Source organism: Pleurocapsa sp. CCALA 161 (genome assembly GCF_003003995.1).
In the GTDB taxonomy this organism is placed as follows: domain Bacteria; phylum Cyanobacteriota; class Cyanobacteriia; order Cyanobacteriales; family Xenococcaceae; genus Waterburya.
In genome coordinates this window covers 1-22,846 of sequence record NZ_PVWF01000081.1, presented here as the reverse complement: position 1 = coordinate 22,846, position 22,846 = coordinate 1, and the positions used below count along the sequence as shown (strand labels likewise).

Annotated in this window: 23 protein-coding genes and 1 pseudogene; 10 read left to right on the top strand and 14 right to left on the bottom strand. The window is 39.6% G+C overall.

Translation table 11 applies throughout. The features are described from left to right. Nucleotides 1-211: 211 nt before the first annotated feature. Both C7B62_RS17545 and C7B62_RS17540 read right to left on the bottom strand, forming a co-directional pair. Complete coding sequence (locus C7B62_RS17545) at nucleotides 212-1,093, bottom strand: carbohydrate ABC transporter permease (RefSeq protein WP_106239732.1); 882 nt, start codon at nucleotides 1,091-1,093, stop codon at nucleotides 212-214. Nucleotides 1,094-1,354: 261 nt separating this feature from the next. Next, a complete protein-coding gene (locus C7B62_RS17540) occupies nucleotides 1,355-1,990 on the bottom strand; it encodes a M23 family metallopeptidase (protein ID WP_106239728.1) in 636 nt (211 codons plus the stop codon). Nucleotides 1,991-2,623: 633 nt separating this feature from the next. Here C7B62_RS17540 and C7B62_RS17535 point away from each other — a divergent pair. Beyond that, nucleotides 2,624-3,022, top strand: a complete 399-nt coding sequence (locus tag C7B62_RS17535; RefSeq protein WP_106239724.1) for a hypothetical protein — start codon at nucleotides 2,624-2,626, stop codon at nucleotides 3,020-3,022. A gap of 77 nt (nucleotides 3,023-3,099) precedes the next feature. On the opposite strand, the gene ndk is transcribed toward C7B62_RS17535, so the two are convergent. After that, nucleotides 3,100-3,549, bottom strand: a complete 450-nt coding sequence (gene ndk, locus C7B62_RS17530; protein WP_106239719.1) for a nucleoside-diphosphate kinase — start codon at nucleotides 3,547-3,549, stop codon at nucleotides 3,100-3,102. Nucleotides 3,550-3,689: 140 nt separating this feature from the next. Here ndk and C7B62_RS17525 point away from each other — a divergent pair, with 140 nt between their 5' ends. Beyond that, nucleotides 3,690-4,358: a CDP-alcohol phosphatidyltransferase family protein gene (locus C7B62_RS17525; protein ID WP_106239715.1), complete on the top strand. Its 669-nt coding sequence runs from the start codon at nucleotides 3,690-3,692 to the stop codon at nucleotides 4,356-4,358. Between the two features lie 6 nt (nucleotides 4,359-4,364). Here C7B62_RS17525 and C7B62_RS27205 read toward each other — a convergent pair. Next, nucleotides 4,365-4,550 (bottom strand): annotated as a pseudogene (locus tag C7B62_RS27205) (pyridoxamine 5'-phosphate oxidase family protein); the annotation flags it as partial. Nucleotides 4,551-4,597: 47 nt separating this feature from the next. Here C7B62_RS27205 and C7B62_RS17515 point away from each other — a divergent pair. Continuing rightward, on the top strand, nucleotides 4,598-5,197 hold the full coding sequence (locus C7B62_RS17515) for a TetR/AcrR family transcriptional regulator (protein ID WP_106239712.1): 600 nt from the start codon (nucleotides 4,598-4,600) through the stop codon (nucleotides 5,195-5,197). Here the strand turns inward: C7B62_RS17515 and C7B62_RS17510 are convergent. The 9 genes from C7B62_RS17510 to purH form a co-directional block, all read right to left on the bottom strand. Continuing rightward, nucleotides 5,194-6,318 (bottom strand): D-alanine--D-alanine ligase family protein, encoded by a 1,125-nt coding sequence (locus C7B62_RS17510; protein ID WP_106239708.1) that lies wholly within the window; start codon nucleotides 6,316-6,318, stop codon nucleotides 5,194-5,196. The genes C7B62_RS17515 and C7B62_RS17510 overlap by 4 nt on opposite strands. A gap of 392 nt (nucleotides 6,319-6,710) precedes the next feature. After that, complete coding sequence (locus tag C7B62_RS17505; protein WP_106239705.1) at nucleotides 6,711-7,199, bottom strand: DUF2243 domain-containing protein; 489 nt, start codon at nucleotides 7,197-7,199, stop codon at nucleotides 6,711-6,713. Between the two features lie 532 nt (nucleotides 7,200-7,731). Then, nucleotides 7,732-8,178 (bottom strand): DUF4383 domain-containing protein, encoded by a 447-nt coding sequence (locus tag C7B62_RS17500; RefSeq protein ID WP_106239702.1) that lies wholly within the window; start codon nucleotides 8,176-8,178, stop codon nucleotides 7,732-7,734. A 172-nt stretch (nucleotides 8,179-8,350) separates the two neighbouring features. Continuing rightward, nucleotides 8,351-8,707: a hypothetical protein gene (locus tag C7B62_RS17495; protein WP_199194252.1), complete on the bottom strand. Its 357-nt coding sequence runs from the start codon at nucleotides 8,705-8,707 to the stop codon at nucleotides 8,351-8,353. 154 nt (nucleotides 8,708-8,861) lie between these two features. Further along, a complete protein-coding gene (locus C7B62_RS17490) occupies nucleotides 8,862-10,031 on the bottom strand; it encodes a zinc-dependent alcohol dehydrogenase (protein WP_106239698.1) in 1,170 nt (389 codons plus the stop codon). A 373-nt stretch (nucleotides 10,032-10,404) separates the two neighbouring features. Further along, nucleotides 10,405-11,181: a general stress protein gene (locus C7B62_RS17485; RefSeq protein WP_106239694.1), complete on the bottom strand. Its 777-nt coding sequence runs from the start codon at nucleotides 11,179-11,181 to the stop codon at nucleotides 10,405-10,407. Nucleotides 11,182-11,320: 139 nt separating this feature from the next. Then, nucleotides 11,321-11,983, bottom strand: coding sequence for an SRPBCC family protein (locus C7B62_RS17480; RefSeq protein ID WP_106239690.1), 663 nt, complete (start codon nucleotides 11,981-11,983; stop codon nucleotides 11,321-11,323). Nucleotides 11,984-12,161: 178 nt separating this feature from the next. Beyond that, the gene (gene cynS, locus C7B62_RS17475; protein ID WP_106239686.1) at nucleotides 12,162-12,605 is read right to left on the bottom strand and encodes a cyanase; all 444 of its coding nucleotides are present in this window, start codon (nucleotides 12,603-12,605) and stop codon (nucleotides 12,162-12,164) included. Between the two features lie 40 nt (nucleotides 12,606-12,645). Next, nucleotides 12,646-14,184 (bottom strand): bifunctional phosphoribosylaminoimidazolecarboxamide formyltransferase/IMP cyclohydrolase, encoded by a 1,539-nt coding sequence (purH, locus tag C7B62_RS17470; RefSeq protein ID WP_106239682.1) that lies wholly within the window; start codon nucleotides 14,182-14,184, stop codon nucleotides 12,646-12,648. Between the two features lie 770 nt (nucleotides 14,185-14,954). On the opposite strand from purH, the gene C7B62_RS17465 reads away from it, so the two are divergent. The 3 genes from C7B62_RS17465 to C7B62_RS17455 all read left to right on the top strand — a co-directional run bounded on the left by C7B62_RS17465 (nucleotide 14,955) and on the right by C7B62_RS17455 (nucleotide 20,315). Next, entirely contained in the window at nucleotides 14,955-16,604 is a 1,650-nt protein-coding gene (locus tag C7B62_RS17465) for an HlyD family efflux transporter periplasmic adaptor subunit (protein ID WP_106239678.1), read from the top strand. Between the two features lie 91 nt (nucleotides 16,605-16,695). Continuing rightward, nucleotides 16,696-17,037, top strand: coding sequence for a HetP family heterocyst commitment protein (locus C7B62_RS17460; protein WP_233220018.1), 342 nt, complete (start codon nucleotides 16,696-16,698; stop codon nucleotides 17,035-17,037). A 128-nt stretch (nucleotides 17,038-17,165) separates the two neighbouring features. Continuing rightward, entirely contained in the window at nucleotides 17,166-20,315 is a 3,150-nt protein-coding gene (locus tag C7B62_RS17455; protein WP_233220017.1) for an ABC transporter transmembrane domain-containing protein, read from the top strand. Nucleotides 20,316-20,352: 37 nt separating this feature from the next. Here C7B62_RS17455 and C7B62_RS17450 read toward each other — a convergent pair whose 3' ends face one another. Continuing rightward, complete coding sequence (locus tag C7B62_RS17450) at nucleotides 20,353-21,123, bottom strand: peptidylprolyl isomerase (protein ID WP_106239670.1); 771 nt, start codon at nucleotides 21,121-21,123, stop codon at nucleotides 20,353-20,355. A 327-nt stretch (nucleotides 21,124-21,450) separates the two neighbouring features. On the opposite strand from C7B62_RS17450, the gene C7B62_RS17445 reads away from it, so the two are divergent. The 4 genes from C7B62_RS17445 (at nucleotide 21,451) to C7B62_RS17430 (ending at nucleotide 22,582) form a co-directional block, all read left to right on the top strand. Continuing rightward, complete coding sequence (locus tag C7B62_RS17445; RefSeq protein WP_106239665.1) at nucleotides 21,451-21,654, top strand: hypothetical protein; 204 nt, start codon at nucleotides 21,451-21,453, stop codon at nucleotides 21,652-21,654. Nucleotides 21,655-21,780: 126 nt separating this feature from the next. Beyond that, a complete protein-coding gene (locus C7B62_RS17440; RefSeq protein ID WP_106239661.1) occupies nucleotides 21,781-21,984 on the top strand; it encodes a hypothetical protein in 204 nt (67 codons plus the stop codon). Between the two features lie 92 nt (nucleotides 21,985-22,076). Further along, a complete protein-coding gene (locus tag C7B62_RS17435; RefSeq protein WP_106239658.1) occupies nucleotides 22,077-22,283 on the top strand; it encodes a hypothetical protein in 207 nt (68 codons plus the stop codon). A gap of 92 nt (nucleotides 22,284-22,375) precedes the next feature. Further along, on the top strand, nucleotides 22,376-22,582 hold the full coding sequence (locus tag C7B62_RS17430; RefSeq protein ID WP_106239658.1) for a hypothetical protein: 207 nt from the start codon (nucleotides 22,376-22,378) through the stop codon (nucleotides 22,580-22,582). The last annotated feature ends 264 nt before the right edge of the window (nucleotides 22,583-22,846 follow it).

The window sequence follows — 22,846 nt, the reverse complement described above, 5'->3', positions numbered from 1 at the left end:
TGTTCATTGCTCATTGCTCATTGCTCATTGCTCATTGTTCATTGTTCACTGTTCATTGTTCACTGTTCATTGCTCATTGTTCACTGTTCATTGCTCACTGTTCATTGTTCACTGCTCATTGCTCACTGTTCATTGCTCATTGTTCATTGTTCACTGTTCATTGCTCACTGTTCATTGTTCACTGTTCATTGCTCATTGCTCATTGATAACCTCAAGCGCGAACTTGTTTAAGCAGCCAAGCAATAATTGCTACAGCAAACACCAGTAAAAGAAAAGTTACTACTACCAAGGCTGCACCATAGCCAAAATCCAGATAACGCATGACAGTCGAGTATATATAGATTGACACGGTTTCCGTTGAACCAGCTGGGCCACCACCGGTCATCACCTGTACTAAATCAAAGATGCCAAAAGACTGGGCAAAGCGAAAGAGCAAGGCAATCAGAATCTGAGGCATTAATAACGGTAGCGTAATTTGAATAAAACTCTGCCACGGACTAGCACCATCCAGACGATGCGCTTCGTAAAGATCTTCTGAGATCGACTGCAAGCCTGCTAATAATATAATGCTGATAAAAGGCGTGGTTTTCCAAACATCGGCAACAATCAGGGCAACCATTGCCAAACTTGGTGTACCTAGCCAGTTGATGCCTCGATCGATCAATCCTAATCTAAGTAAAAGATCGTTGACTACCCCATACTGATCGTTAAAGATCCAGGCCCATGCTAGCCCCATCACCGCTGTTGGTAAAGCCCAAGGAATGATCGCTGCTGTTCTTACCGCACCCCGTCCCCAAAAGGATTTATTTAAAACTAACGCCACCCCCAAACCCAACAACAATTCTAACAATACGCTGATTACAGTAAATGTTGCAGTATTTGAAAGACTTTGCCAAAATCTGCCGTCTCCTAGCATCCTTTGATAATTGCTCAAGCCTGCAAAAACTGGCTGCAACTGCGTCCCTAAATTCTCCGTAAACCAACTGAGCCAAAATGCCCTGACAATAGGATAAATAAATACTAAACCTAAGACTAATAGGGCAGGGATTAACATTACCCAGCCAGTCAATTTTTCTTGTCGATTAAGTGTCATTTTTCACCTCTTAACTCTTAACTCTTAACTCTTACTTCGTATCCCTCTTTTGTTACTTGGCAAGAAAGCTTCTTTAAGATGTTTTAATCTGCTTAGTTCTATAACAGCAGCGAGTGTATGAGTTGAATTAATATTGAATTATTTTGTAATTGGCGATCGCCTGATTAGTCTGATTAGTCTGTGTTTAAATTGGTCAACACTGTTTGGATCTCGGCTCTATCCCTTTTGGGCGAAGCCCCAATCTGGTAAATATACTGTAAATTATGATGTTGAGGAAATAGTTTGGCGTTTAAACATCTCCTTAAGTACCAAAGCAGGATCTACGTAACCGCCATTGTATCTAAGTACCCAGTGTAAATGTGGTCCTGTAGTGCGTCCACTCATTCCAATACGGCCAATTCTAGCACCTGCGGGAATTGTTTGACCCAAAGTGAGCTGAAGCCCTCCTTCGCGATCAATTAGAGATTGACCATTACTAGTTTCATCTACATAACCTTCCATATGACAATAAGCATGTTGCCATGCGCCAGACTGAATTGTAATTGATGTACCACAGGCGGTATTGTCTGACAAGCTGGTAACTTTTCCACTCCACCAGCTACGAATATAGCTACCACGGGGCGCTGCTAAATCTAATCCATTGTGGAATTGGCGTTCGCCAGTTACGGGGGAAATACGATAGCCAAACGGTGAAGTATAAGACTGAAAGTTTTCGACAGGGAAAGAACCCTTTGCCCAAATTGCAGCAACATTTTGAGAGATTAATAAATCATTAGTAGATAGATCTGATGCTTGTAATGGAATGTTTCCCCAGCCATTAGTTTGCATGATCAACAGACAAGTTGCTACAGCTATAGCAAGCCAGTGACTGAATCGAAGTCTAAATCTATAGGTCATGTATGATGGCTCAACTTAATATAATAATTTATACTCAACAGGAATTGTTAATCCTGTAAAGGGAATTTCAATATAAAATGATGTTTCTTAGTTTACAGTTAAGCAAAAAATAAATAATTTTTGAGTAATAACCAGAGACTAAATTAATTGAATTGAAAATATCTGATTAGCTGCTCTTACGCACTCATCAATAGATAAGGATTGGCAAAGGGTTAAAGGATTAATTGATCTATTTCATACCTCATTGAAACTATTAATTTCTCGTTGTTATGGGTAACGTAAGTTAATAAATATTAAACCGCTTTGCCCTCAGCTAATAGCTCGAAACTGTAAAGCAATTAAAAGCGGTCCAAATCTACTTTTAATTGAAAATTCTTCATCTTAAAAAGATAGAAAAAGAGACTGCAACCCAAGCTTATAGCTAGTTGCTTGTAGCTACAAACGAAGTTTATTAAATATCCCTATCAAAATATACCGTTGAATTTTACAACTAGCAAGATCGAGACTCAGTATTTATAGTAAAAAATATCATAGCTTTTAATAGTACACCATTAAAAGCATGGTGTACTATTTATTGAAATTTTTAGATTCAGCTTGCCTAAGCTATATTTAAAATAAGTGCTTAAAAATACTATGCAGATCAACATTATTCCTTTTTCTTTTGAAATAAATTCAGTAAGCCTTGCCAGTAGCTGTATTTGGTCTCTTGCTCTTTATCTAGGTCTTGATTCAAGCAAAACTTGGATTGCGCATCAATTAGAGCGATGGCTTAATTTTGCAGATGGATGGTTGTATACTTCTACTAAAGAATTTGAAGAAACTCGTGTGGCGAGGGAATCACAAAATGCTTTTTATGCGTCTGTGTTTAGCATTATTCCTTTTTTAATTGCAGGAGCAATAGCTAATTGGGTTATCGATCTTAGCTTTGGCGGAAGTAGTTGGGCGATCGCTTTAGGAATTATGACCTGTATTATATGCGGTTTATTTGCCCTGGCTAATCAAGACTACGACAAAAATAGAGAAGAGGACTAAAATCAGAAAATTATCATTTCAGATAATTTAGTTTGCTCAATCCTCTATTTTTAATATTTTTAATCTACTCTGTTAATTTATTCGTAGAGCCAAGATTTTCTGACAGGCTCCCAATCTACTAATTCTGATTCATCAAACCAAAGTGCAACTTCTGCACTAGCCGTTTCAGGAGCATCAGAGCCATGAATCAAGTTACGTCCAATACTCACGCCAAGATCGCCACGAATTGAACCAGGGGCAGCGGAAACAGGGTTAGTTGCGCCAATAATGTTTCTGGCAGAAGCAATTACATCTTCACCTTCCCACACCATGGCAATTACTGGAGCGGAGACAATAAAATCAACTAAACCTTTGAAAAAAGGTCTTTCTTTGTGAACATCATAGTGTTTTTCAGCTAGTTCACGGTCAACCTGCATCATCTTCATCCCTACCATGGTAAATCCCTTGGATTCAAAACGGTGAATGATGTCTCCTGTAAGATGACGCTGTACACCATCAGGCTTGATCATAATAAAAGTGCGTTCCATAATTTCCTCAATACTTCGGTTACAAAATGTCACAAATTTTAGAGTAACCTAGATTGCTGTTGTTTTTAATTTTTTGTTTAGGTATTGAAAAACTAGAGGAAACTTACGGAAAACAGAGTCCTAAATTTAAACCAGAATAAATGAAAGATCTTAAACCGCACCAAAGAGTAAATGATATTCTTTTAGCTTCTTTAGAAAAACCTGCTTTACAATGGCTTGTAGCCCATATGCCTGAATGGATTAATCCAGATATCCTAACAGTCATCGGTATTTTAGGAGCAGTATTAACCTTTGGTGGTTACTGTCTTTCCAACCAAAATTCAGCATTTCTTTGGATTGCTAGTCTAGGATTTGTGATCAATTGGCTGGGTGATAGCCTCGACGGTAATTTAGCTCGTTATCGCCAAATTGAACGACCAAAATATGGTTTTTTTGTCGATCATGCCGTGGACTCATTTAATGAAGTATTGATTGTCTGTGGTCTTGGTCTTTCCCCTTATGTTAGTTTTAATATTGCTTGTCTGGGATTGATTGGTTATTTATTGATGTCGATCTTGGTCTATATTCGCACTTATGTAAGTGGAGTTTTTCAGCTTTCCTACGGTAAATTGGGCCCGACTGAAGTGAGAGTAATTTTGATCTTGCTTAACACAATTATGTATTTCTGGGGTATCCCAGATTTTAAGCTTCCTTTGGGATTAAACACTATCTATGACATACCGATCGCAATTATTGCCATAGTCTTAGGCATCCTCTACACTTTTGGCTCAATCAAAGAAGCGATCGCCTTAGCTAAATTGGGAGAGTAAAATAAGTCACAAGTCAGAACTTATCCTTGTTAACTTTTTTTTTACTTGTGCAACCAGTCTTTCTAATTCCTCGATTCTAGTTTGCAGGGGAGCAATTATTTCTACTACTTCTGTTTCGGAATAGCGAATTGGAATGTGTTGGGGGCAATTCCAGCTACAGGCTTCAATATGAAATACAATCGCCCTTTCAACTTAACTCTCCATCTGGGTAGTCAATTGATAATCTAAAATTTTTTTGAATGAGCAAAGAAAAATTAATTTTGCAATTGTTAGAGTTATTTCGACGGTATGGATACGAAGGTGCAACACTGTCAAAAATCTCTCAATTTACAGGTTTGGGCAAAGCTAGCCTTTACCATCACTTTCCAGGTGGAAAAGAAGATATGGTCAATGCCGTATTAGAGTATTTAGAAAATTGGTCAGAAACAAATATCCTCAAACCAATGTGCGCTCAAAATAATCCCAGCGATCGCCTTAAGGCAATGTGCGATCGAGTTAACGAGTTATATCAAGGGGGAGAACAATCCTGTCTCTTTGGCGTGTTGTTGTTGGGAGAAGCAAGAGGCTTATTTCACGAGAAAATTAATAATAGCTTAAAATTATGGATTGAAGCGATCGCCGAAGTTTTAGTGGCAGCAGGAATCGAGGAAAAGATTGCCAGAGAGCAAGCAGAAGATGCGATCGCCAGCATTCAAGGCGCTTTAATTTTGGCACGTGGTTTAGTCGGCGGAAATGCTGCTTCGCAAGCAGCATATTCCACGCCGAGTGTTTCACACAATCTCGAACCATTTCAGCGCACTCTCAGACAAATAAAAAATTTAATCCCACCTATAAATTAATTAATATTTGCTTCTCGATAACGCTCTACAGCTAAGTTAATCAAGCGATCAACTAATTGAGGAAATGCCACTCCGTCATGGGACCAAAGTCTGGGATACATACTAGTGGAGGTAAAACCAGGAAAGGTATTGATTTCGTTGATTAAGACTTCTCCTGTGTCTTCAACATAAAAGAAATCGACTCTGGCTAATCCTGCTGCATCTACAGCTAAAAAGGCTTGAATTGCCATTTCTTGGATTTTAGTCACCACGTCACGAGGAAGATCGGCGGGAATATGTAACTGGGCTGCACCTTCGGTATATTTAGTTTCGTAATCATAAAAATCGCTATCAAAGGTAATTTCGCCCACTACCGAAGCTTTGGGATGATCGTTACCTAAGACGGCGCATTCGACTTCTCTTGCAGTGACACCAGCTTCTACTACGATACGACGATCATAACTAGCTGCGTTATCTAAAGCTGCTTCCAATTCTGAGCGGGATCGCACTTTTGCAATTCCTACCGATGAACCAAGATTAGCAGGTTTAACAAAACAGGGATAATCCAACTGCGCTTCAATATCATCACAGAGTTTGGGGAAAACACAGGGACTAGAATAAACTTGCGATCGATTTACCGCTACATATTTTACTTGGGGTAAGCCTGCTTGAGTAAATGCCATTTTCATCGCGATCTTATCCATTCCCAAAGCCGATCCTAGTACCCCTGAACCAACAAAAGGAACTTTCATTAAGCTCAGTAAACCTTGCACAGTACCATCTTCACCATTTGGGCCATGCAAAATCGGAAACCAGACATCTATTTCCGAATAGCTAAAATTTTGTCCTGTAGGAGTTAAAGAAGAGAAACCTGTAGCTGTCAGTTTGCTATTGTCTTGGTTGCTGAGATTAGTTTCTTGTTCTGCTTCTAATAACAAAGGCTCGCCTGATTCTAATACCTGTTGAGCAAGATTACTAGGTTGCCATGTACCACTTTTATCTATGTATACAGGCAGAATCTCATATTTAGCTTGATTATTCCCTTGTTGCAAGGCAGATGCGATCGCTCTTGCGGAAGTAATAGATACTTCATGTTCTCCCGAACAACCACCGAATAGTAAACCGACTTTTTGCTTCACCATGTTTATATCCCCAAAATCTCACCAGTAATGCTACATCATCTTTTAAAATTTTGGTTAAGTCGTATTTGATAGCTAAAAACTATATATTGCTCTAATCTCTTAATAGATTTAATAGATTCGGTGAGTGATTTACTCAATATGTTTGAGGTAATTAGGATCACAGCCTGTTGATTGCAAGCAAATTATTATTTGAATATAAATACAGATATAAATACCGCCAGCCAAATAATTTATATAATCGCTGGCAGATAAAATCACTTTAAACACTTTTAAGCATAATTATTATGAGGGATGTTGTTCACAGCATCCCTTTTGTTCTGTTTTACAGTAATTACGCTAAATTGCTTGTAATATATAGATTTTGGAGGTCGTCACCCCGTCAGAATAATTTGTTAATCATTTGCTGTATCAATCGACCTATTACTATCTAGAACAAACCAGCCAATCGCTATTGATAAAATACCTGCACCAATAAACCCTAAATCATAAGCAAGTTGATGTGTTCCAGGTTTGACATGATGAATCTGCAAAACATGATGACTGAGTATACCTTCAACAACGTTGAACATACCTGCGCCCATGCAAAATGCACCAATAAAAACTGAAGTAGAAAGCTCTACCTCATCTCGGCTGACAGTTAGCCACAGCAAAACCAAGCCCGCAAGAGTTAGAAGCCAGTCTACCAAATGAAACAAACCATCCCCTAAAGTATTTAATTCTAAACCAGAAACAGTATCAGTACTTTCTATGTTGGTAAACATATGATGCCATTGCAGCAGTTGATGGAAAACAATTCCATCAAAGAAACCAGCCTGTCCTAAGCCTAGTAAGATAGCTGCAACAATCAATTGACGATTTAAGGGAGGGATTTTGGTTCTCATTTTATAGTTTGAAGTGCGCAAATGCTTGGGTTTCCCCAGCTTATTCCACGCACTTGTTGAAACCCGTAGATTTACAGTTAACTATTTTAAGTAACGAGTCCTAAATGACAAAGGCTTGCCCTAAAGGGTACACTCAATGCGATCTCCTCATTGGCTTAAGGACAAGAGTGCAAGCCCTAACCCTAAAGGGTACACTCAATGCGATAAGTGCAAGCCGCTTCGCATAAGGATTAGCTTTTTACGTCCTAAAGGATTCCTAAAGGATTAGCTTCGCGTCACCGCTCCGCATATCGCGTCCCGCTGCGCATAAGCCGCATGTAGTTCGCAAATAACAAGTTTTGATTAAAAAAACTTTTGTTTTTAATGCGGATGGGGTTTAAGTAGTAAAAAAGCAAGCGATCGCAATTATCCAACAATCATATATATGGTGCGCACTTGTATTAGGACAATCATTACTCGTTACTTGCTACTTGTGAATATGTCCTAACTTAATGTTGTACGGCTATATGTGGCGCGATCGCCTTAAATATTATTAGGCACTAATTTGGTCTGTTGGTACTTCTGAATCTTTCCCTAGGAAACCATAGTAAGCAGCAATCGTGCCTGACAAAGCATTGAACCAGACGTTGTTTCCGAAGATAGGCATAATCCCAAAAGTAGTTTGAGTTAATGGTAATAAGCCCATGACTGCGATCGCAATATAACTGATAGCAAAAGCTTTGTTATATAAACGTGCTTTGCCCGTAGTGGCTGCTGCAATACCTAATACTCCAACTGATAGATGAACCAGATTATGTATGAAGTTGGTAGGAAATGCGCCAAATAGTAAGCTAAAACCCTTTGAGTAAGTACCCTCAGCATCTAAAGGAAGACCAGAATCAAAAGTTGTGCTAGGTAAAGTGGTAAAAGCTGGAATAAAACCAGCTATACCTAAAAGTAGAAAAATAATGCCTAAAGCTAATGCACAGTTGCGTTGCATAATGTTTACCTCTGTTGTGTTTGCTATTGATTAGTAAAATGTTTAACTAGCTAAATTAATTGACCGTATTGAATAACCAATAAGTAAGCAATAACTGAATAAGAATTTTAAGAAGAATGGCGTTAATGATCGAACCAACGCCAAACTGCTTTAAAAAGATTCATTCCAGCTTTTAGTCATCATCATCATCATCATCGTCGTCGCGTCGGCGGTAGCTGCGATCATTGTCGTAGTCATAGTCGCGTCGGCGGTGGCTACGGCGTTCATCGTCATCATCGTCGCGTCGGCGATAATCTCGGTCGTTGTCTTTGTCGTAGTCGCGATCGCGGTAGCTACGGCGTTCATCGTCATCATCATCGCGGTAGCTGCGATCATAGTCATAGTCGCGATCGCGGTAACTACGGCGTTCATCATCATCGTCATCCCGTCGGCGGTAATCTCGGTCGTTGTCGTAGTCGCGATCGCGATCGCCTTTAACTCTTCTTTCTATATCGCGTTTAACTCCTTTGAACATATCATCTATTCCCATTTCAATCCTCCTTTGATTACTACAAGTATTTTTAAAATTTGTTTGCTTTTTTATAGCTTCGCAAATCGCTTAAATAGTTGTGTCGTCTAACAGTTAGATCTAATTCTCAGTCTTTAGAGATATATTCTCAAAAATTACTGTAAACAATATTCATCTAAGGTTTGAGAACTACTTTGGTACAGTTATCTTCCTTGTTGCGGAACATCTTGTAACCTTTAGGTGCATCGTCAATATTCAGGTGGTGGGAGATCACATAAGAAGGGTCAATTTCTCCCTGCTGAATGCGATTTAGTAAAGGCTGAAGATACTTGTGTACATGAGTTTGTCCCGATCGCAAAGTCAATGCTTTATTGACAATTGCCCCTAGCGGAACTTTATCAACAAAGCCACCATAGACCCCAGGAATAGAAACCGTTCCACCTTTACGACATGCCACTATTGCCTGTCTGAGTGCCGTAGGTCTGCCTGTTTCTAACTTAACTCCCTGTTTAATCTTATCGTAGGCTGCCATCGCATCTGTTCCGTGAGCTTCCATTCCCACCGCATCGATACAGCGATCTGGGCCTCGACCACCAGTCATTTCTTTTAACGCTTCTCCTGGATCTATTTCTTCGTAGTTGATAATTTCGGCATTACCCTGTTCTTTTGCCATCTGTAACCGTTCGGGAAAGCGATCGATAGCGATGACTCTGGCTGCACCTAACATGTAGGCACTCTTAATCGCAAATTGTCCCACAGGACCACAGCCCCAAACAGCTACAGTATCTCCTGGTTCAATATCAGCATTTTCGGCTGCCATATAGCCAGTGGGAAAGATATCAGTTAAAAATAAAACCCGATCGTCTTCTAAGCCATCGGGTACTTTTAATGGGCCGATATCAGCAAAAGGAATCCGTACGTATTCAGCCTGTCCTCCTGCATATCCCCCAAGTAAATGAGAATAGCCATAGATACCTGAAGGAGAATGTCCGTACAATTTTTCCGCCATCCAAGCATTAGGATTAGAATTATCGCATAGCGACCATAAATCTTTGTTGCAAAAGAAACAGCCACCACAGGCAATGGTAAAAGGAACAACGACGCGATCGCCTGGATTGAGATTCTTTACTTCCTTCCCAGTTTCGACTATTTCTCCCATAAATTCGTGACCCAGAATATCTCCAGATTCCATGGTGGGAATATTGCCTTCATATAGATGCAAATCTGAACCGCAAATAGCAGTAGATGTTACTTTGATAATGGCATCACGCGGATTGAGAATCTTGGGATCAGGTACGGTTTCAACTCTGACATCTTGTGCGCCATGCCAACATACAGCTTTCATTATTTTTGAGTTAATTGTTAATTGTTAGTAGCTAATCAATAATCAATAGAGAATCGCAGTTATTTTTACTCTTCGATTAGAGATTAGATGTAAGACTGATATTTAAAATCGAAATGCTGAAAATTCCAGCAACAACTGGAAAGTTAAATCCCGTCTACACAGAAAACCATGGTTTTTCAACTTAAACAGGAGTTCGCTGCGACGGCGCGTTTCCACCCGCGTAGCAGCGAACAGTTAACTTAAAAACTCGTGGTTTCAGACTAGATGCGGTTTAAATACTGCTAAATTTATCCCTATATTTCTAGCTGGTGTTACTTATACGGCTAATGTAAGCAACTAGAAATAATGAGATGAAAATCACGAGAACACTAATTTATTGGTTGTCTCGCGGTTCTATGATGATTACATCAGCATCGCTCCCCGTAGTTGTGCGATCGCTAGTAATTCTTGGTTTGGTGGCTTCGGTACGAGTATTTATGACCTTGTCTGTAGTATTCGTAGTGTTAGGCTCAATTACTCCAGAGCGATCTATATCGCCCATAGTAGTTACAGACTGATTGGTATTTACACGATTGACACTTGAAGTTCTGCCGTAAGTGTCATCGTTAACATCGTTAGCGTCATAAACGTTATATTCTTCAATACCACTATTGTGGAGAATTCTTTCAGCACGGCTGATGTCATCATTAGTACCGTTGACCATAACTAAATAACTACCGCTACCGACGCGATCGCTATAGATTTTGGCTTTATCTTCAGGAATACCCAAACCTACTAGACCACCAATAATACCGCCTGCTGCTGCACCAATACCAGCACCAGCTAGAGTAGTTGCAATAGCAGTGGCTGCTTCTCCAGCGACAATAATCGGTCCAACACCAGGAATTGCCAGAGTACCCAAGCCAACTAATAAGCCTGTAATACCTCCTAACACTGCACCAGAGCTAGCTCCAGCACCAGCACCCTCGGCAGCATTATTACCTTCATCGTAAGCTGTATCTAAACCTACTGATTGACTGACTTGATCGGCATCTTTGGCAATGACATTAACTCTGTTCATATCAAAACCATCGTCTTTGAGAGCGCGTAAAGCCGCCTCTGCTTCATCACGACTATAAAATAAACCTACTGAACGCTTATACTGATTCATTGTTTGCTATTGATAAACGACACTTACATTCTTTGCTGCATCTGTTGTTTATTCATCACCCAAAAGTTATAGGTATAAATGAACTTTTGAAGATTAAAAAATGTCTACGGGCATACTTCATAATTCATGAGTAGATGCCTTATGAACCCTTAGGCTGTCCTTTGGTAGTGGCAATTTCACCAGTTTCCATAAGCTGTTTAAAGCGATTTAATTCATCCCCAATTTGTTCTTGAGGTGATTCACCAAACAGTTTGGCGATCGCATGAGTTAACGCACCTCCTGGTGGCTGATATTCTAAAACTACCTTGACTTGAGTACCACGATTTCCCGTGGCGGGTTGAAAGCGTACAAAACCACAATTAGAGATATCTGCGTTATCTAGAGAATTCCAAGCAATTAAATGGTCGGGTTCATCTTTAATAATTTCGGCATCCCATTCTACCTTCAGATCTAGAGGTGCGTTAGCTACCCAATGAGAGACTGTACCTGCTTCATTTTTATTGGTTACTGACTTCAAATGCCCCATAAAATTGGGTAATTTAGTAAAGTCGCGCCAATAGCTATATAATTCCGATTCAGGACGAGCGATCGTCACAGTTTTTTCCACCTGAATATTGGGGGTCAAACCAATAGCTTCACTAGCACGCTCAACTAAATTAGTTTGAGCAAGCTGGCTGCGGTTGCTATAGTCGGCTAAAACTTCCTTAAGCGAATGCTGCTGTAAATTTTTAATTACCAAAGAGCTATTAATAATTGCTTCACTGGTAGGTGAATGATCAATGTTAGTGCGATCAATTTCCATAATGATGTGATTGCCAATGTTAACAATCTATTGCGGTCTGGCTAAGTTTAAATAAGACCACAATAGCTATAAAACTATCTTTAGATAATTTGCCTAATTTTGCTTCAACCTAAAGACAGAGTAGTAACTTTTGGCATTGCTGAAAAGTAATAAAGTAATATCGCACCAAAACATCAAGTTACCACTTCTTATAGGGTAAAAACTTCCCACACATTACTATCTGAACGCGATCGCCTTGGGGATCTTCTACTTTTTCTACTTCTACGGAAAAGTTGATCGCACTCATGATCCCATCCCCAAATTTTTCGTGAACAACCGCTTTGATTGGCATACCGTATACCTGCATGATTTCATAAAAACGATAGATTAATGGATCGGTAGGAATTTGAGGCTCTAAAGAACCTTTTAAGGGTGGGACTGTCAGGGGTTCTGCCATTGATTCTGGTAAACCTAAAGTGGTGACAATTTTGGTAGCTTCTTCTATACTGGCGCTAGCTTGACGATAAATAACCGAGGCGATCCAGGTTTCGTCTAAGCCGACTGCTTTTTCTAGATCTTCAAAAGTGATTCCCTTGGATTTCTTGGCTGCTAATAGTTTTTCGGTAATTTCTGAAATAGGCATAATTCTCGATCCTTGTTTTAATATTGCCTAATAGACAAGTCTAATGTAAAAAATGGCGAGTACCGCTTAGTACCATAATAATTCCTAACTCATTGGCCGCAGCAATGGAATCTCGATCCCGCATTGACCCCCCTGGTTGAATGATAGCGCTGATTCCCGCAGCAGCAGCAGTACGTACCGAGTCATCAAAAGGAAAGAAACCATCACTGGCTAATACACCTCCTTGAGCCTTATTTTTTGCTTGTTCGAGAGCAATTTTGACAGCACCCACGCGATTCATTTGTCCTGCGCCGATCCCCAAGGTAGTGCGATCGCGACTAACTAATATGGCATTAGACTTAACGTGCTTGACTAATTTTTGGGCAAATAACATCTCGGCAATTTGTGCGGGGGTAGGCTGTTTTTCTGTCACTATTTGCCAGTTATCGGGGTTTTCAATTTGGTCATCGCTCGCCTGAACTAAAAACCCCCCAGCGATCGCTTTAATGGTTTCTGGTTGTCCCGCTGTTAAGTCAGGGAGTAACAGAATTCTTAATTTAGATTTAGCCGTGAGGATTGCTTGCGCCTCTCGATCGCACCCTGGCGCTACCACGCATTCGAGAAATGTTTTAATTAAAGCTTCTGCTGTAGCTACATCAATCGGTTGATTTAAGGCTACAATACCCCCGAAAGCCGAGATGGAGTCCGCATTAAAAGCTTTTTCATAAGCCTCTGCTAAAGTGCTACCTACGGCTGCACCACAAGGATTAGTGTGCTTTAGCACTGCTGCTGCTGGTTCGGCAGGATCAAATTCAAGAATGATGCGTCGCGCTGCTTCTAAATCCACTAGGTTATTATAGCTCAACTCTTTGCCCTGAAGCTTTTGTGCTGCTGTCCAGCCCGATCTAGCTCCAGTTTGATACCAGGCTGCGGGTTGATGAGGGTTTTCACCGTAACGCAGAGACTGCACCTTAGTGCCAGAAATACTATAGCTATTCCCTAAAGCTTCTTCTTGATTGAGTCTGCTGAAGTAAGCTGAGATGGCGCGATCGTAACTATTAGTATGGGCAAAGGCCTCTCCTGCTCTTTGCTGCCGAAATTCGAGAGATATTTCCCCCTGAGACTGCTCGTATTCAGCCAGATAGGGTTGATACTGTTCGGGGTTACATAATACCGTTAAATATTGATAATTTTTGGCTGCTGCTCGAATTAAAGTAGGACCACCAATATCAATTTTTTCAATTGCTTCGGCTACGCTTACATTAGGTTGAGCGATCGTCTGTTGAAAGGGATAAAGATTGACCACGACTAAATTAAACGGACGAATATGATTAGCTTTCAACTCCGCTAGATCCTCTGACAAATCCTGGCGAGCTAGGATACCGCCATGAATGCGAGGATGCAGAGTCTTAACTCTTCCGCCTAAAATCTCTGGCGATCCCGTATAATCGCTAACCTTGATGACGCTAATACCAGCATCCTGTAAAGCCTTAGCTGTCCCACCGCTACTGATAATCTCAAACTTATGAGCTATTAATTTATGGGCTAATTCAACAATCCCAGTTTTATCGGACACGCTCAATAGTGCTAGAAGGCTCATAGGTTGCTCTTGCTTCAAAGGATGGTAATGTTTACCTTATGATATTTTCGAGATTTTAAAAATAGTTTATGAGTTTTTCTATGAGCTTTATGAATTATAGACCCATCAAATTACGTTAACATCAGGCATGAGTAGTCAAAAAATGGCTAAATCCCCCAGATAATGAATATTCAATGCTTAGAAATCAAATTTATGTTTATGAAAGTCTATGAAAATAACCAAGTAACTAAACACAGCGGAGCAGAATAAATGTCTATCCCAGGAGGGGGATTTATGGTAGATCAAAAGCGATTAGGCTCCGCCTAGCCGAAGGATCGCTTGACCCCTAGTTATTTTGAAATATCTGCTCTCTTCACAAAATCTTCACGTAAAAATTGTAGTTTTGCATTGATGTTGATTTAGATTTTAATAATTGAAACTGCAAAAAACACTAAAAAACACCAAATTAACTAGCTAAACAGTAAATTTGTATTATGAAAGAGTCTATTTAGCACAGAGCAAATTGTAAAATCAATCACCTAGCCAAAATTATTTAAAATATTTTGCTGCCTCCTTAAAACAAACATAAAACAACAAAAGTCCTTTTGCATCAAGCAATGTTACAAAAAGATGATGAATTTATTTAATCAGCTCAATCTTGTATAGAGTGAAAGGAAAGGATAGAAATTTAAATCTTAATATAAGCTGCTTTTTTGCCATTTATTTCATTTTTAATGCATATAAAAGCCTGGATGCTCGTAATTTAATAAAGAGTTATCAGTTTTAAACTCATGAAAATATTGCCAAAAGTAAAGCTAGCTAAGTTCCTAAGCGGTAATTCTCACCAAGAGACTAAAAATGTCTCCAATCATACCCCAGAGAATAATTCTCAACTCTTAAGGAATACGCCAGAATCTGAAGAATCTCAGCTAGCCATCGTCAAAACCGAACAACAATCTTCTGCTATAACTGTCGCGAGTAGTCATAGTCAAGCAGAACTAGTTCAATGGTCTCCAGCGATGCAATCTTTACTGGAAGAACCTCCATCTAACTTGCCCCTGCAATTAATTGCAGGCGGAGTTGTATTTTGCTTAACTTTTTTTGCCTGGGCTTGGTTTGGTCAAATCGATCAGATAGGTAAAGCTCAAGGGAAGTTAGTCCCCAAAGGAGAAGCATACAAAATCGAATCCCTCGAAGCAGCCAAGATCAGCACTATTGAGGTTAAAGAAGGAGAAAAAGTCAAGGCTGGACAACTAATCGCGACTTTAGATTCGGGACAAGAAACGAAAGAGGTTGAAAGACTTAAAGAAATTTTGGCTTCTAGTCAGGTTGAACTGCGCCAAAAACTTAATTTATTAGAGCAAGTTAAAATTGAAGTCGAAACCCAACGCAGAATTGGTCAAGCTGAGATACGCTCGCAACAATTAGCTATTGAATCGGCAATCTCAAAAGCACAGATCACTAGTGATTTGTTGGCACAACAACAGTCTGAACTTGCAGCCAATATAGCCAGACAGGGACAAACAGCGCAATTGCCAGGGTTGGATAAAGCTAAATTTAATCAGATTAGTGCTGAATTAAAAGAACATCAACAAAGATTAGCAAAGCTCAAAGAACTTGCCGAACAAGGCGCAATCTCACAAGAATATATTTTTCAGGCTCAACAGGCACAACGCCAAATTGAACAACAGTTGATTGATAGCAAGCTGCAAGGGATTAGTAGTATTAATGAGCAAGTATATCAATCGCAGCAGTCTACTAGGAACATGAGATCTAGTATCACTGAGAATCAAGGAGCATTGGCTGAGGCTCAAAAAGAAGCAGAACGCCTGCAAACAGAGCTGGAATCGAAAAAAGCCGATAGTCTTCGACTGGAGGTAACAGCTAAACAAAAAGCTCAGCAGCTAGAGCTAGAAATTAATCAAGCTAGGAGTAAAATTGCTGAAACTAAAAATCTTCTAGCTAGTGCCCAAAGTCAGTTAGAAAAAAAATCACTTAAAGCTCCCGTAGCTGGAACAGTTCTAGCCTTTAATGTAGTCAATACAGGTAAAGTAATCCAGCCAGGAGAAACTGTAGCTGAAATCGCGCCCAATCAATCTCCTTTAGTACTTTCGGCTATATTACCAGATCGAGATGCTGGCTTTATTAAAAAAGGAATGACTGCCCAGGTCAAATTTGATGCTTATTCCTATCAAGATTATGGAATAATTCCTGGAAAAGTAATTTCCATCTCGGCAAATAGTCAAACCGATGAGAAGCTAGGGGAAGTGTATCGAGTCAGAATTGAACTCGAACGCAACTATGTGACTGACAATTTGAAAAAGATTTCGTTCAAACCAGGGCAAACAGCTAGTGCTGATATTGTAATTCGCCACCGTCGCATTATTGATGTGCTGCTAGATCCAGTTAAAAAAATGCAGCAAGATGGCGTTAATTTATAAAACCAAAATCCTCACAATTTAACTCTATTTAATTAAACGAAGTATCATGTACAACAAATCTTATTCTTCTAATTCGCAGCTCAATAGAACAATGACTAATGAGCAATTTAACCAAGTAGTTGATGCTATTTTATCGGGAAAATATTCCTGGGCATGTCTTTTAATTTTGCGTTTTTCTGGATACAATCCCTTACACTATATTCCTTATCGGACATATAACCGATTGATGAAAAGCAATCGCGAACCAATACAGATATCACAGCATACTGCTAAGGTAAGCCATCTTAGCGAAGCTAAAAACAACCAGAAATCCGCTCAAATTAAAGATCTAGATTTATACTGCTTAGAAGATGTAGAGCATCAATCTAATAAAGTAAAAGGAGGTCAAAAAAGCTTACCCATGAGAATTTTATCTCGTCTGTTTGTTGCCTAATGTTTAACAAGCTGTTTATGCACAAGGGTGTTATTTGCATCTTCATAAATAACACCCATTTTTAGATTGTCGAAATAATTAAATTTTATATATTTTAATTTTAGTAGCTTGTTGCGGAGCCAGAAAAAGTGGATATTATTAAAGCCCAATCGTCATCTACTAATAACCAAGTGGAAAAGCGATCGCTAATTTTAAATTTGTTGTCAAGCCAAAGTCAATTTTCTTCAGAGAAAATACCCATACTGGAATTGCTCAGCCAAGAGTTTGCAATTCAAGAATATGAATTGGGAGAGCAGATTACAATTCAGCCTGATGCATTTAATTCAAATTCATCATCGGACAATGAGCAACATTTTTTTTTAGTCTGCGAAGGCAGAGCCAGATTATTGGGCTTCGATACTGATAAAAAACGAGAAGCTTCAACCAGCTTATTGTTGGAAGGAGAAATTTTTGGCGCTCACTCTTTTTGGTATGAAAGTCCTTTATCATATAAAGTGCAAGCAGCAAGTAAGGTTCAAATTGCTCGCATTACTTTAGAAAAACTCAAGCCTTTTCTCAAAAAGCTGCCAGAACTTGCTTTAAAATGGCGAATTGTCATTCATGAACAGCAAAAATTAATTTTTTTTAAAACTCAGACTGAGTTACGTTTTCTCTCTAGTCTTCGTCTCAGGCAATTATTACCCTATCTAACCGAAAAAAAAATTAGAGCAGGTACTAAAGTAGTAGCTAAAGAGAAAAACATTCGGTTTTGGCTCCGAAACGGTCAGGTTAAAGACCAAACCTTGAAGATCGGCGATTCTTGGGGCTATCCATCGACAACGCCCGACTGGACATCTCAAACTGTCCTGCTATTTTATGAATTGTCCCCAGCAAACTGGAAAAATTTTACAGAATTAGCTCCTGAATTAATAACTTCTTGGCAAACTAACTCCCCACCTTCAGCTAATCGGTCAATATTACCTAATCCTAGAGTCTCCAGTAATATCAATGCTCTGACAGTAGTTAATAAACCAGTTAATTCACCGAGTTTGGCAGTTAACTACCAAGCTGAAGCAGCCCCAGAAGAACAGCTTGCCACAGTAGACCCAGAGCAGGAAATTAATTATCCCAAACCCACAAAACGTCGCGGTCTTTGGCAAACTTATCCCCATATTGAACAACAAAGTTCTTCTGACTGCGGTGCAGCTTGCCTGGCAATGATTAGCCGATATTGGGGCAAATCGATAGGTATCAATTATTTACGTGAGCTGATTGGGATTGGACGTTCTGGGGCATCTCTCAAAAATTTAGCCGTTGCTGCCGAAAAGTTGGGCTATCATGCTCGCCCTGTAAGAGCTAGTTTGAGTCGTATCGTCGAGCAAAAAAATCCTTGGATTGCTCATTGGCAAGGGGATCATTATGTAGTCGTTTATCGCGTCAAAGGAGACAAAGTTCTTGTTGCCGACCCAGCAGCAGGGAAGTCTGAACAGGCTCGTTCGGAGTTTCTTAATTCTTGGACGGGATTTGCTTTATTGCTCGAACCAACCAGTGCTTTAGCCAATGCCCCAACCCAAAAGCGCACCTTGGGTCGGTTTTTCTCGCTACTGTTGCCATATCGTTCGATTAGCATAACGATTATTATTGCCTCTATTTTAATTCAGCTGATTGGTTTGGTATCGCCTCTATTTACTCAGATCATTCTCGATCAGGTGGTAGTCAATCGAAGTCAATCTACTTTGAATGCTTTAGTGGTTGGAATGCTGCTATTTGGGGCTTTGGGAGGTGGCTTAACTTCAATACGTACCTATTTATTGAGCTATTTATCCAACCGTCTCGACTTAACCATGATTAGTGGATTTATTAATCATGCTCTAAACCTGCCCCTCAAGTTTTTTGAATCCCGTCGGGTGGGAGATATTATTACTCGGGTTCAAGAAAATCAAAAGATTCAACAGTTCTTGATTGGGAACGTGTTGCTTTCTTGGTTAGATTTTTTCACTGGATTTGTCTATCTGGGTTTGATGCTTTATTACAATTGGAAGCTAACAGCCTTAATCTTATGTTTGATTCCGCCCATTGTCATCTTGACCCTGACTGCTACTCCACTGTTGCGAAAAGTTTCGCGAGAAAGATTCAATGCTACTGCCGACCAAAATTCTTCTTTAGTAGAAATGATGACGGGAATCTCTACCGTCAAATCTGTCACAGCCGAAAAAGATTTACGCTGGCGTTGGGAGGAGCTGTTAACCCGTCAGTTAAACGTGCAGTTCAAGGGGCAAAAACTGGCAATTAATCTTGGCTTTTTAAGCAACATGATTAATACTATTGGTGGAGCTGCGTTGCTTTGGTATGGCGCGACTTTAGTAATTAGAGGAGAACTAAGTATTGGTCAGTATGTCGCCTTCAATATGATGAAAGGCTATATTATTAGTCCTGTTCTGGTGTTGGTGGGAGTATGGGATGAATTACAGGAAGTATTTATTTCAGTAGAAAGACTTAATGATGTCTTTGATGCCAAAACCGAAGAACCGCTTCAATCTGATAAACTAGTCCTGCCCAAACTAAACGGCGATATTTATCTGGATAATGTTACCTTCCGCTACGAAAGTGATGAAGAAAGAAATATATTACAAAACATCACTTTGAAGGTACGAGCAGGGCAGACGATCGCGATTGTTGGTCGGAGTGGATCGGGAAAAAGCACGCTAGTGAAGCTGATCCAGGGAATGTATCAACCCGTAAATGGGAATATATCAGTTGATGGACACAATCTTAAGCATATTTCTTTACAATCTTTGCGATCGCAAATGGGAGTTGTGCCACAAAGCTGCTATCTATTTTCAGGCACTATTTTAGAAAATATTACTTTATACCGATCTGAATTTACCCTAGAGCAAGTAATTGCTACTGCCAAACTAGCAGAAGCTCATGCTTTTATTCAGTCTTTACCATTGGGATACAACACCAAAGTTGGTGAGCGGGGAGATAATCTTTCTGGTGGTCAACGTCAACGAATTGCGATCGCTCGCGCCTTTTTAGGAGATCCGCCGATTTTAATCTTAGATGAAGCAACTAGTTCTCTCGACACAGAGTCTGAAAGGCGTTTTCAAGACAATCTAGCTCGTCTTTCTCGACACCGTACTACTTTTATTATTGCCCATCGTCTTTCCACAGTCCGTAATGCAGACTGCATTGTGGTCTTAGATCGAGGTCTAGTAGTTGAACAAGGAACTCATGAAGAACTGTTTGCCCTCAATGGACTTTACTATGAACTAGCTAAACAGCAGTTGAGTCTATAGCCTGAATCTTGACTTGACTGATCACACATTATTTTTGCTATTGAGTCAATTGTTCCTTGCTAGGGGCGAGTTGATTGTGAATTAGGTAACTTAATTCACTATTAAGCCACTGCTCAAATAGTCGCTCAATAATCTCTTGTCTTATTTTTGGCGTCAGCTGTGCGGGCAAGTAATCTTCAATTTTAAACAGATGGTAGCCCTGATTAGATTTAATCGGATGGATTAGTTCTCCAATCATAACTGGCGTTTTGAAGATGATAGCAGCAATGTCAGGAGGATAGTTCCAGCGGTGTACTTCCCCTTCAAAACCACATACATTGCGACGTTGGCGATCAATATCATAGAGGTGAGCCGCCTGGTAAAAACTAATTTCTTCTTCTTCTATTTGATAGAAAAGTTCTTGAGCTAGTTTTTCATAGGGAACAACTAACTGATAAAGCACAAATCGGTCAAAATCTAGGCGATTCTGGGCAAAATATGCTTCCACTTGAGAATCAAACAAATGCTGTGCTAGTTTCTGTCGCATCAGATGATTGTTAATCGCAATTTCCCACTGTTCTGGATCGAGTAAATTATCCTTTAACCAAGCTAAGGTGTCTGCTGCCTTTTCCAAACGCAGAGAACTGCGAACTTTATTGGCTTCGGCTTCAATTTCAGCTTCGCTGACGCTAATATTTCTACTAGAAGCAGCTTCGCTAATAATTTTCTGATGTAAAATTTCGCTACATATTTGTCCTAGCTTGAACCCCTGCTGAAGATAAACACTGATTTCATCTGGTGCTATTTCTATGTTGTTAAATTTGACCATCTTTGACTTATACGTAGGTTATTTTTTTGATGTGTAAGTATCTAGCTAGTGCAGATAGCTAAAAATCAAAATTGGCTGAATTGCTCTGAGGAATATTTAGCAGTATTAAAACTAAGTAGTAAATTAAATTACTCAAATAGTCCAGAACTTCCCTCTGTCTATAGGCAAAAGCTACCTATCTATTATGATTATGCGAATAAGCAAAATATAAATGCCAAATTGGCAACATCTAGAATTTTAATCAAGTTATCTTACTTACATAGAAACAAAACAAACAGTTTATTGTTTCTGCCAACCAAAATATAAAACTACAAGAGGCAAGAAGACATGATTATTTCTGATTTACAATACATCGAATCCGCTAACGAAACTGAAGTACAAGCTACTGGTGGTGCTTTCAACCAAGCGGGAGCTGAAGGATTAGCTGAAGCATTTGGTAAAAACACTAAAGCTTTCTCCTATACAAGTACTTTGACTATTCAAGGTCAATTCAGTGGAGCTTCTTCCAGTTCCTACTCCGAGTCTTACTAGATAGTTACTAGATAATTAATTCTAAATCGCAGTGACGTAATAATTTTCCTAATTAATTTCTCTCACTGCATAAAATCTCAAACACAAACGTAAACACAACAAGAAACAATAAAGAGGTAAAACAACATGATTATTTCTGATCTACAGTACATCGAATCCGCTAACGAAACTGAAGTACAAGCTACTGGTGGTGCTTTCAACCAAGCGGGAGCTAATGGACTAGCTGAAGCATTTGGTAAAAACACTAAAGCTTTCTCCTATACAAGTACTTTAACTATTCAAGGTCAATTCAGTGGAGCTGCTTCCAGTTCCTACTCCGAGTCTTACTAGATAGTTAATTTTAAATCGCAGTGAATTCATCTTGATGTAGTTCACTGCACTCAAGCTCTGATAAATTCTGCAACCACAGGAGGTAAAATAACATGATTATTTCCGATTTACAATACATCGAATCCGCTACTGAAACTGAAGTAAAAGGCGGCGTACGTCCTGCTTTCAACCAAGCGGGAGCTGATGCATTAGCTGAAGCATTTGGTAAAAACACTAAAGCTTTTACTTACTCACGTACTTTGGTTATTGAAGGTAACTACAGTGGAGCAGGTTCTAGTTCCTACTCCGAGTCTTACTAGATAGTTAATTTTAAATCGCAGTGAATTCATCTTGATGTAGTTCACTGCACTCAAGCTCTGATAAATTCTGCAACCACAGGAGGTAAAATAACATGATTATTTCCGATTTACAATACATCGAATCCGCTACTGAAACTGAAGTAAAAGGCGGCGTACGTCCTGCTTTCAACCAAGCGGGAGCTGATGCATTAGCTGAAGCATTTGGTAAAAACACTAAAGCTTTTACTTACTCACGTACTTTGGTTATTGAAGGTAACTACAGTGGAGCAGGTTCTAGTTCCTACTCTGAGTCTTACTAGATAGTTAATTTTAAATCGCAGTGAATTCATCTTGATGTAGTTCACTGCACTCAAGCTCTGATTAACCCTGCAACCACAGGAGGTAAAATAACATGATTATTTCCGATCTACAATACATCGAATCCGCTAATGAAACTGAAGTAAAAGGCGGACATGACTGGAGTTGCTACAAACGCGCTTACAACGTAGCGGGAGCTGATGCATTAGCTGAAGCATTTGGTAAAAACACTAAAGCTTTTACTTACTCACGTACTTTGGTTATTG

Bases quoted from the DNA above. Each gene is read 5' to 3' on its own strand.
- C7B62_RS17445 (WP_106239665.1), top strand. From the start codon at position 21,451: ATGATTATTTCTGATTTACAATACATCGAATCCGCTAACGAAACTGAA.
- C7B62_RS17460 (WP_233220018.1), top strand. From the start codon at position 16,696: ATGACTAATGAGCAATTTAACCAAGTAGTTGATGCTATTTTATCGGGA.
- C7B62_RS17490 (WP_106239698.1), bottom strand. From the start codon at position 10,031: ATGAAAGCTGTATGTTGGCATGGCGCACAAGATGTCAGAGTTGAAACC.
- purH (WP_106239682.1), bottom strand. From the start codon at position 14,184: ATGAGCCTTCTAGCACTATTGAGCGTGTCCGATAAAACTGGGATTGTT.
- C7B62_RS17505 (WP_106239705.1), bottom strand. From the start codon at position 7,199: ATGAGAACCAAAATCCCTCCCTTAAATCGTCAATTGATTGTTGCAGCT.
- C7B62_RS17495 (WP_199194252.1), bottom strand. From the start codon at position 8,707: ATGGGAATAGATGATATGTTCAAAGGAGTTAAACGCGATATAGAAAGA.
- C7B62_RS17430 (WP_106239658.1), top strand. From the start codon at position 22,376: ATGATTATTTCCGATTTACAATACATCGAATCCGCTACTGAAACTGAA.
- C7B62_RS17440 (WP_106239661.1), top strand. From the start codon at position 21,781: ATGATTATTTCTGATCTACAGTACATCGAATCCGCTAACGAAACTGAA.
- C7B62_RS17480 (WP_106239690.1), bottom strand. From the start codon at position 11,983: ATGGAAATTGATCGCACTAACATTGATCATTCACCTACCAGTGAAGCA.
- C7B62_RS17540 (WP_106239728.1), bottom strand. From the start codon at position 1,990: ATGACCTATAGATTTAGACTTCGATTCAGTCACTGGCTTGCTATAGCT.
- C7B62_RS17510 (WP_106239708.1), bottom strand. From the start codon at position 6,318: ATGGTGAAGCAAAAAGTCGGTTTACTATTCGGTGGTTGTTCGGGAGAA.
- C7B62_RS17435 (WP_106239658.1), top strand. From the start codon at position 22,077: ATGATTATTTCCGATTTACAATACATCGAATCCGCTACTGAAACTGAA.
- C7B62_RS17465 (WP_106239678.1), top strand. From the start codon at position 14,955: ATGAAAATATTGCCAAAAGTAAAGCTAGCTAAGTTCCTAAGCGGTAAT.
- C7B62_RS17485 (WP_106239694.1), bottom strand. From the start codon at position 11,181: ATGAATCAGTATAAGCGTTCAGTAGGTTTATTTTATAGTCGTGATGAA.
- C7B62_RS17500 (WP_106239702.1), bottom strand. From the start codon at position 8,178: ATGCAACGCAACTGTGCATTAGCTTTAGGCATTATTTTTCTACTTTTA.
- C7B62_RS17545 (WP_106239732.1), bottom strand. From the start codon at position 1,093: ATGACACTTAATCGACAAGAAAAATTGACTGGCTGGGTAATGTTAATC.
- C7B62_RS17525 (WP_106239715.1), top strand. From the start codon at position 3,690: ATGAAAGATCTTAAACCGCACCAAAGAGTAAATGATATTCTTTTAGCT.
- C7B62_RS17535 (WP_106239724.1), top strand. From the start codon at position 2,624: ATGCAGATCAACATTATTCCTTTTTCTTTTGAAATAAATTCAGTAAGC.
- C7B62_RS17450 (WP_106239670.1), bottom strand. From the start codon at position 21,123: ATGGTCAAATTTAACAACATAGAAATAGCACCAGATGAAATCAGTGTT.
- cynS (WP_106239686.1), bottom strand. From the start codon at position 12,605: ATGCCTATTTCAGAAATTACCGAAAAACTATTAGCAGCCAAGAAATCC.
- C7B62_RS17515 (WP_106239712.1), top strand. From the start codon at position 4,598: ATGAGCAAAGAAAAATTAATTTTGCAATTGTTAGAGTTATTTCGACGG.
- ndk (WP_106239719.1), bottom strand. From the start codon at position 3,549: ATGGAACGCACTTTTATTATGATCAAGCCTGATGGTGTACAGCGTCAT.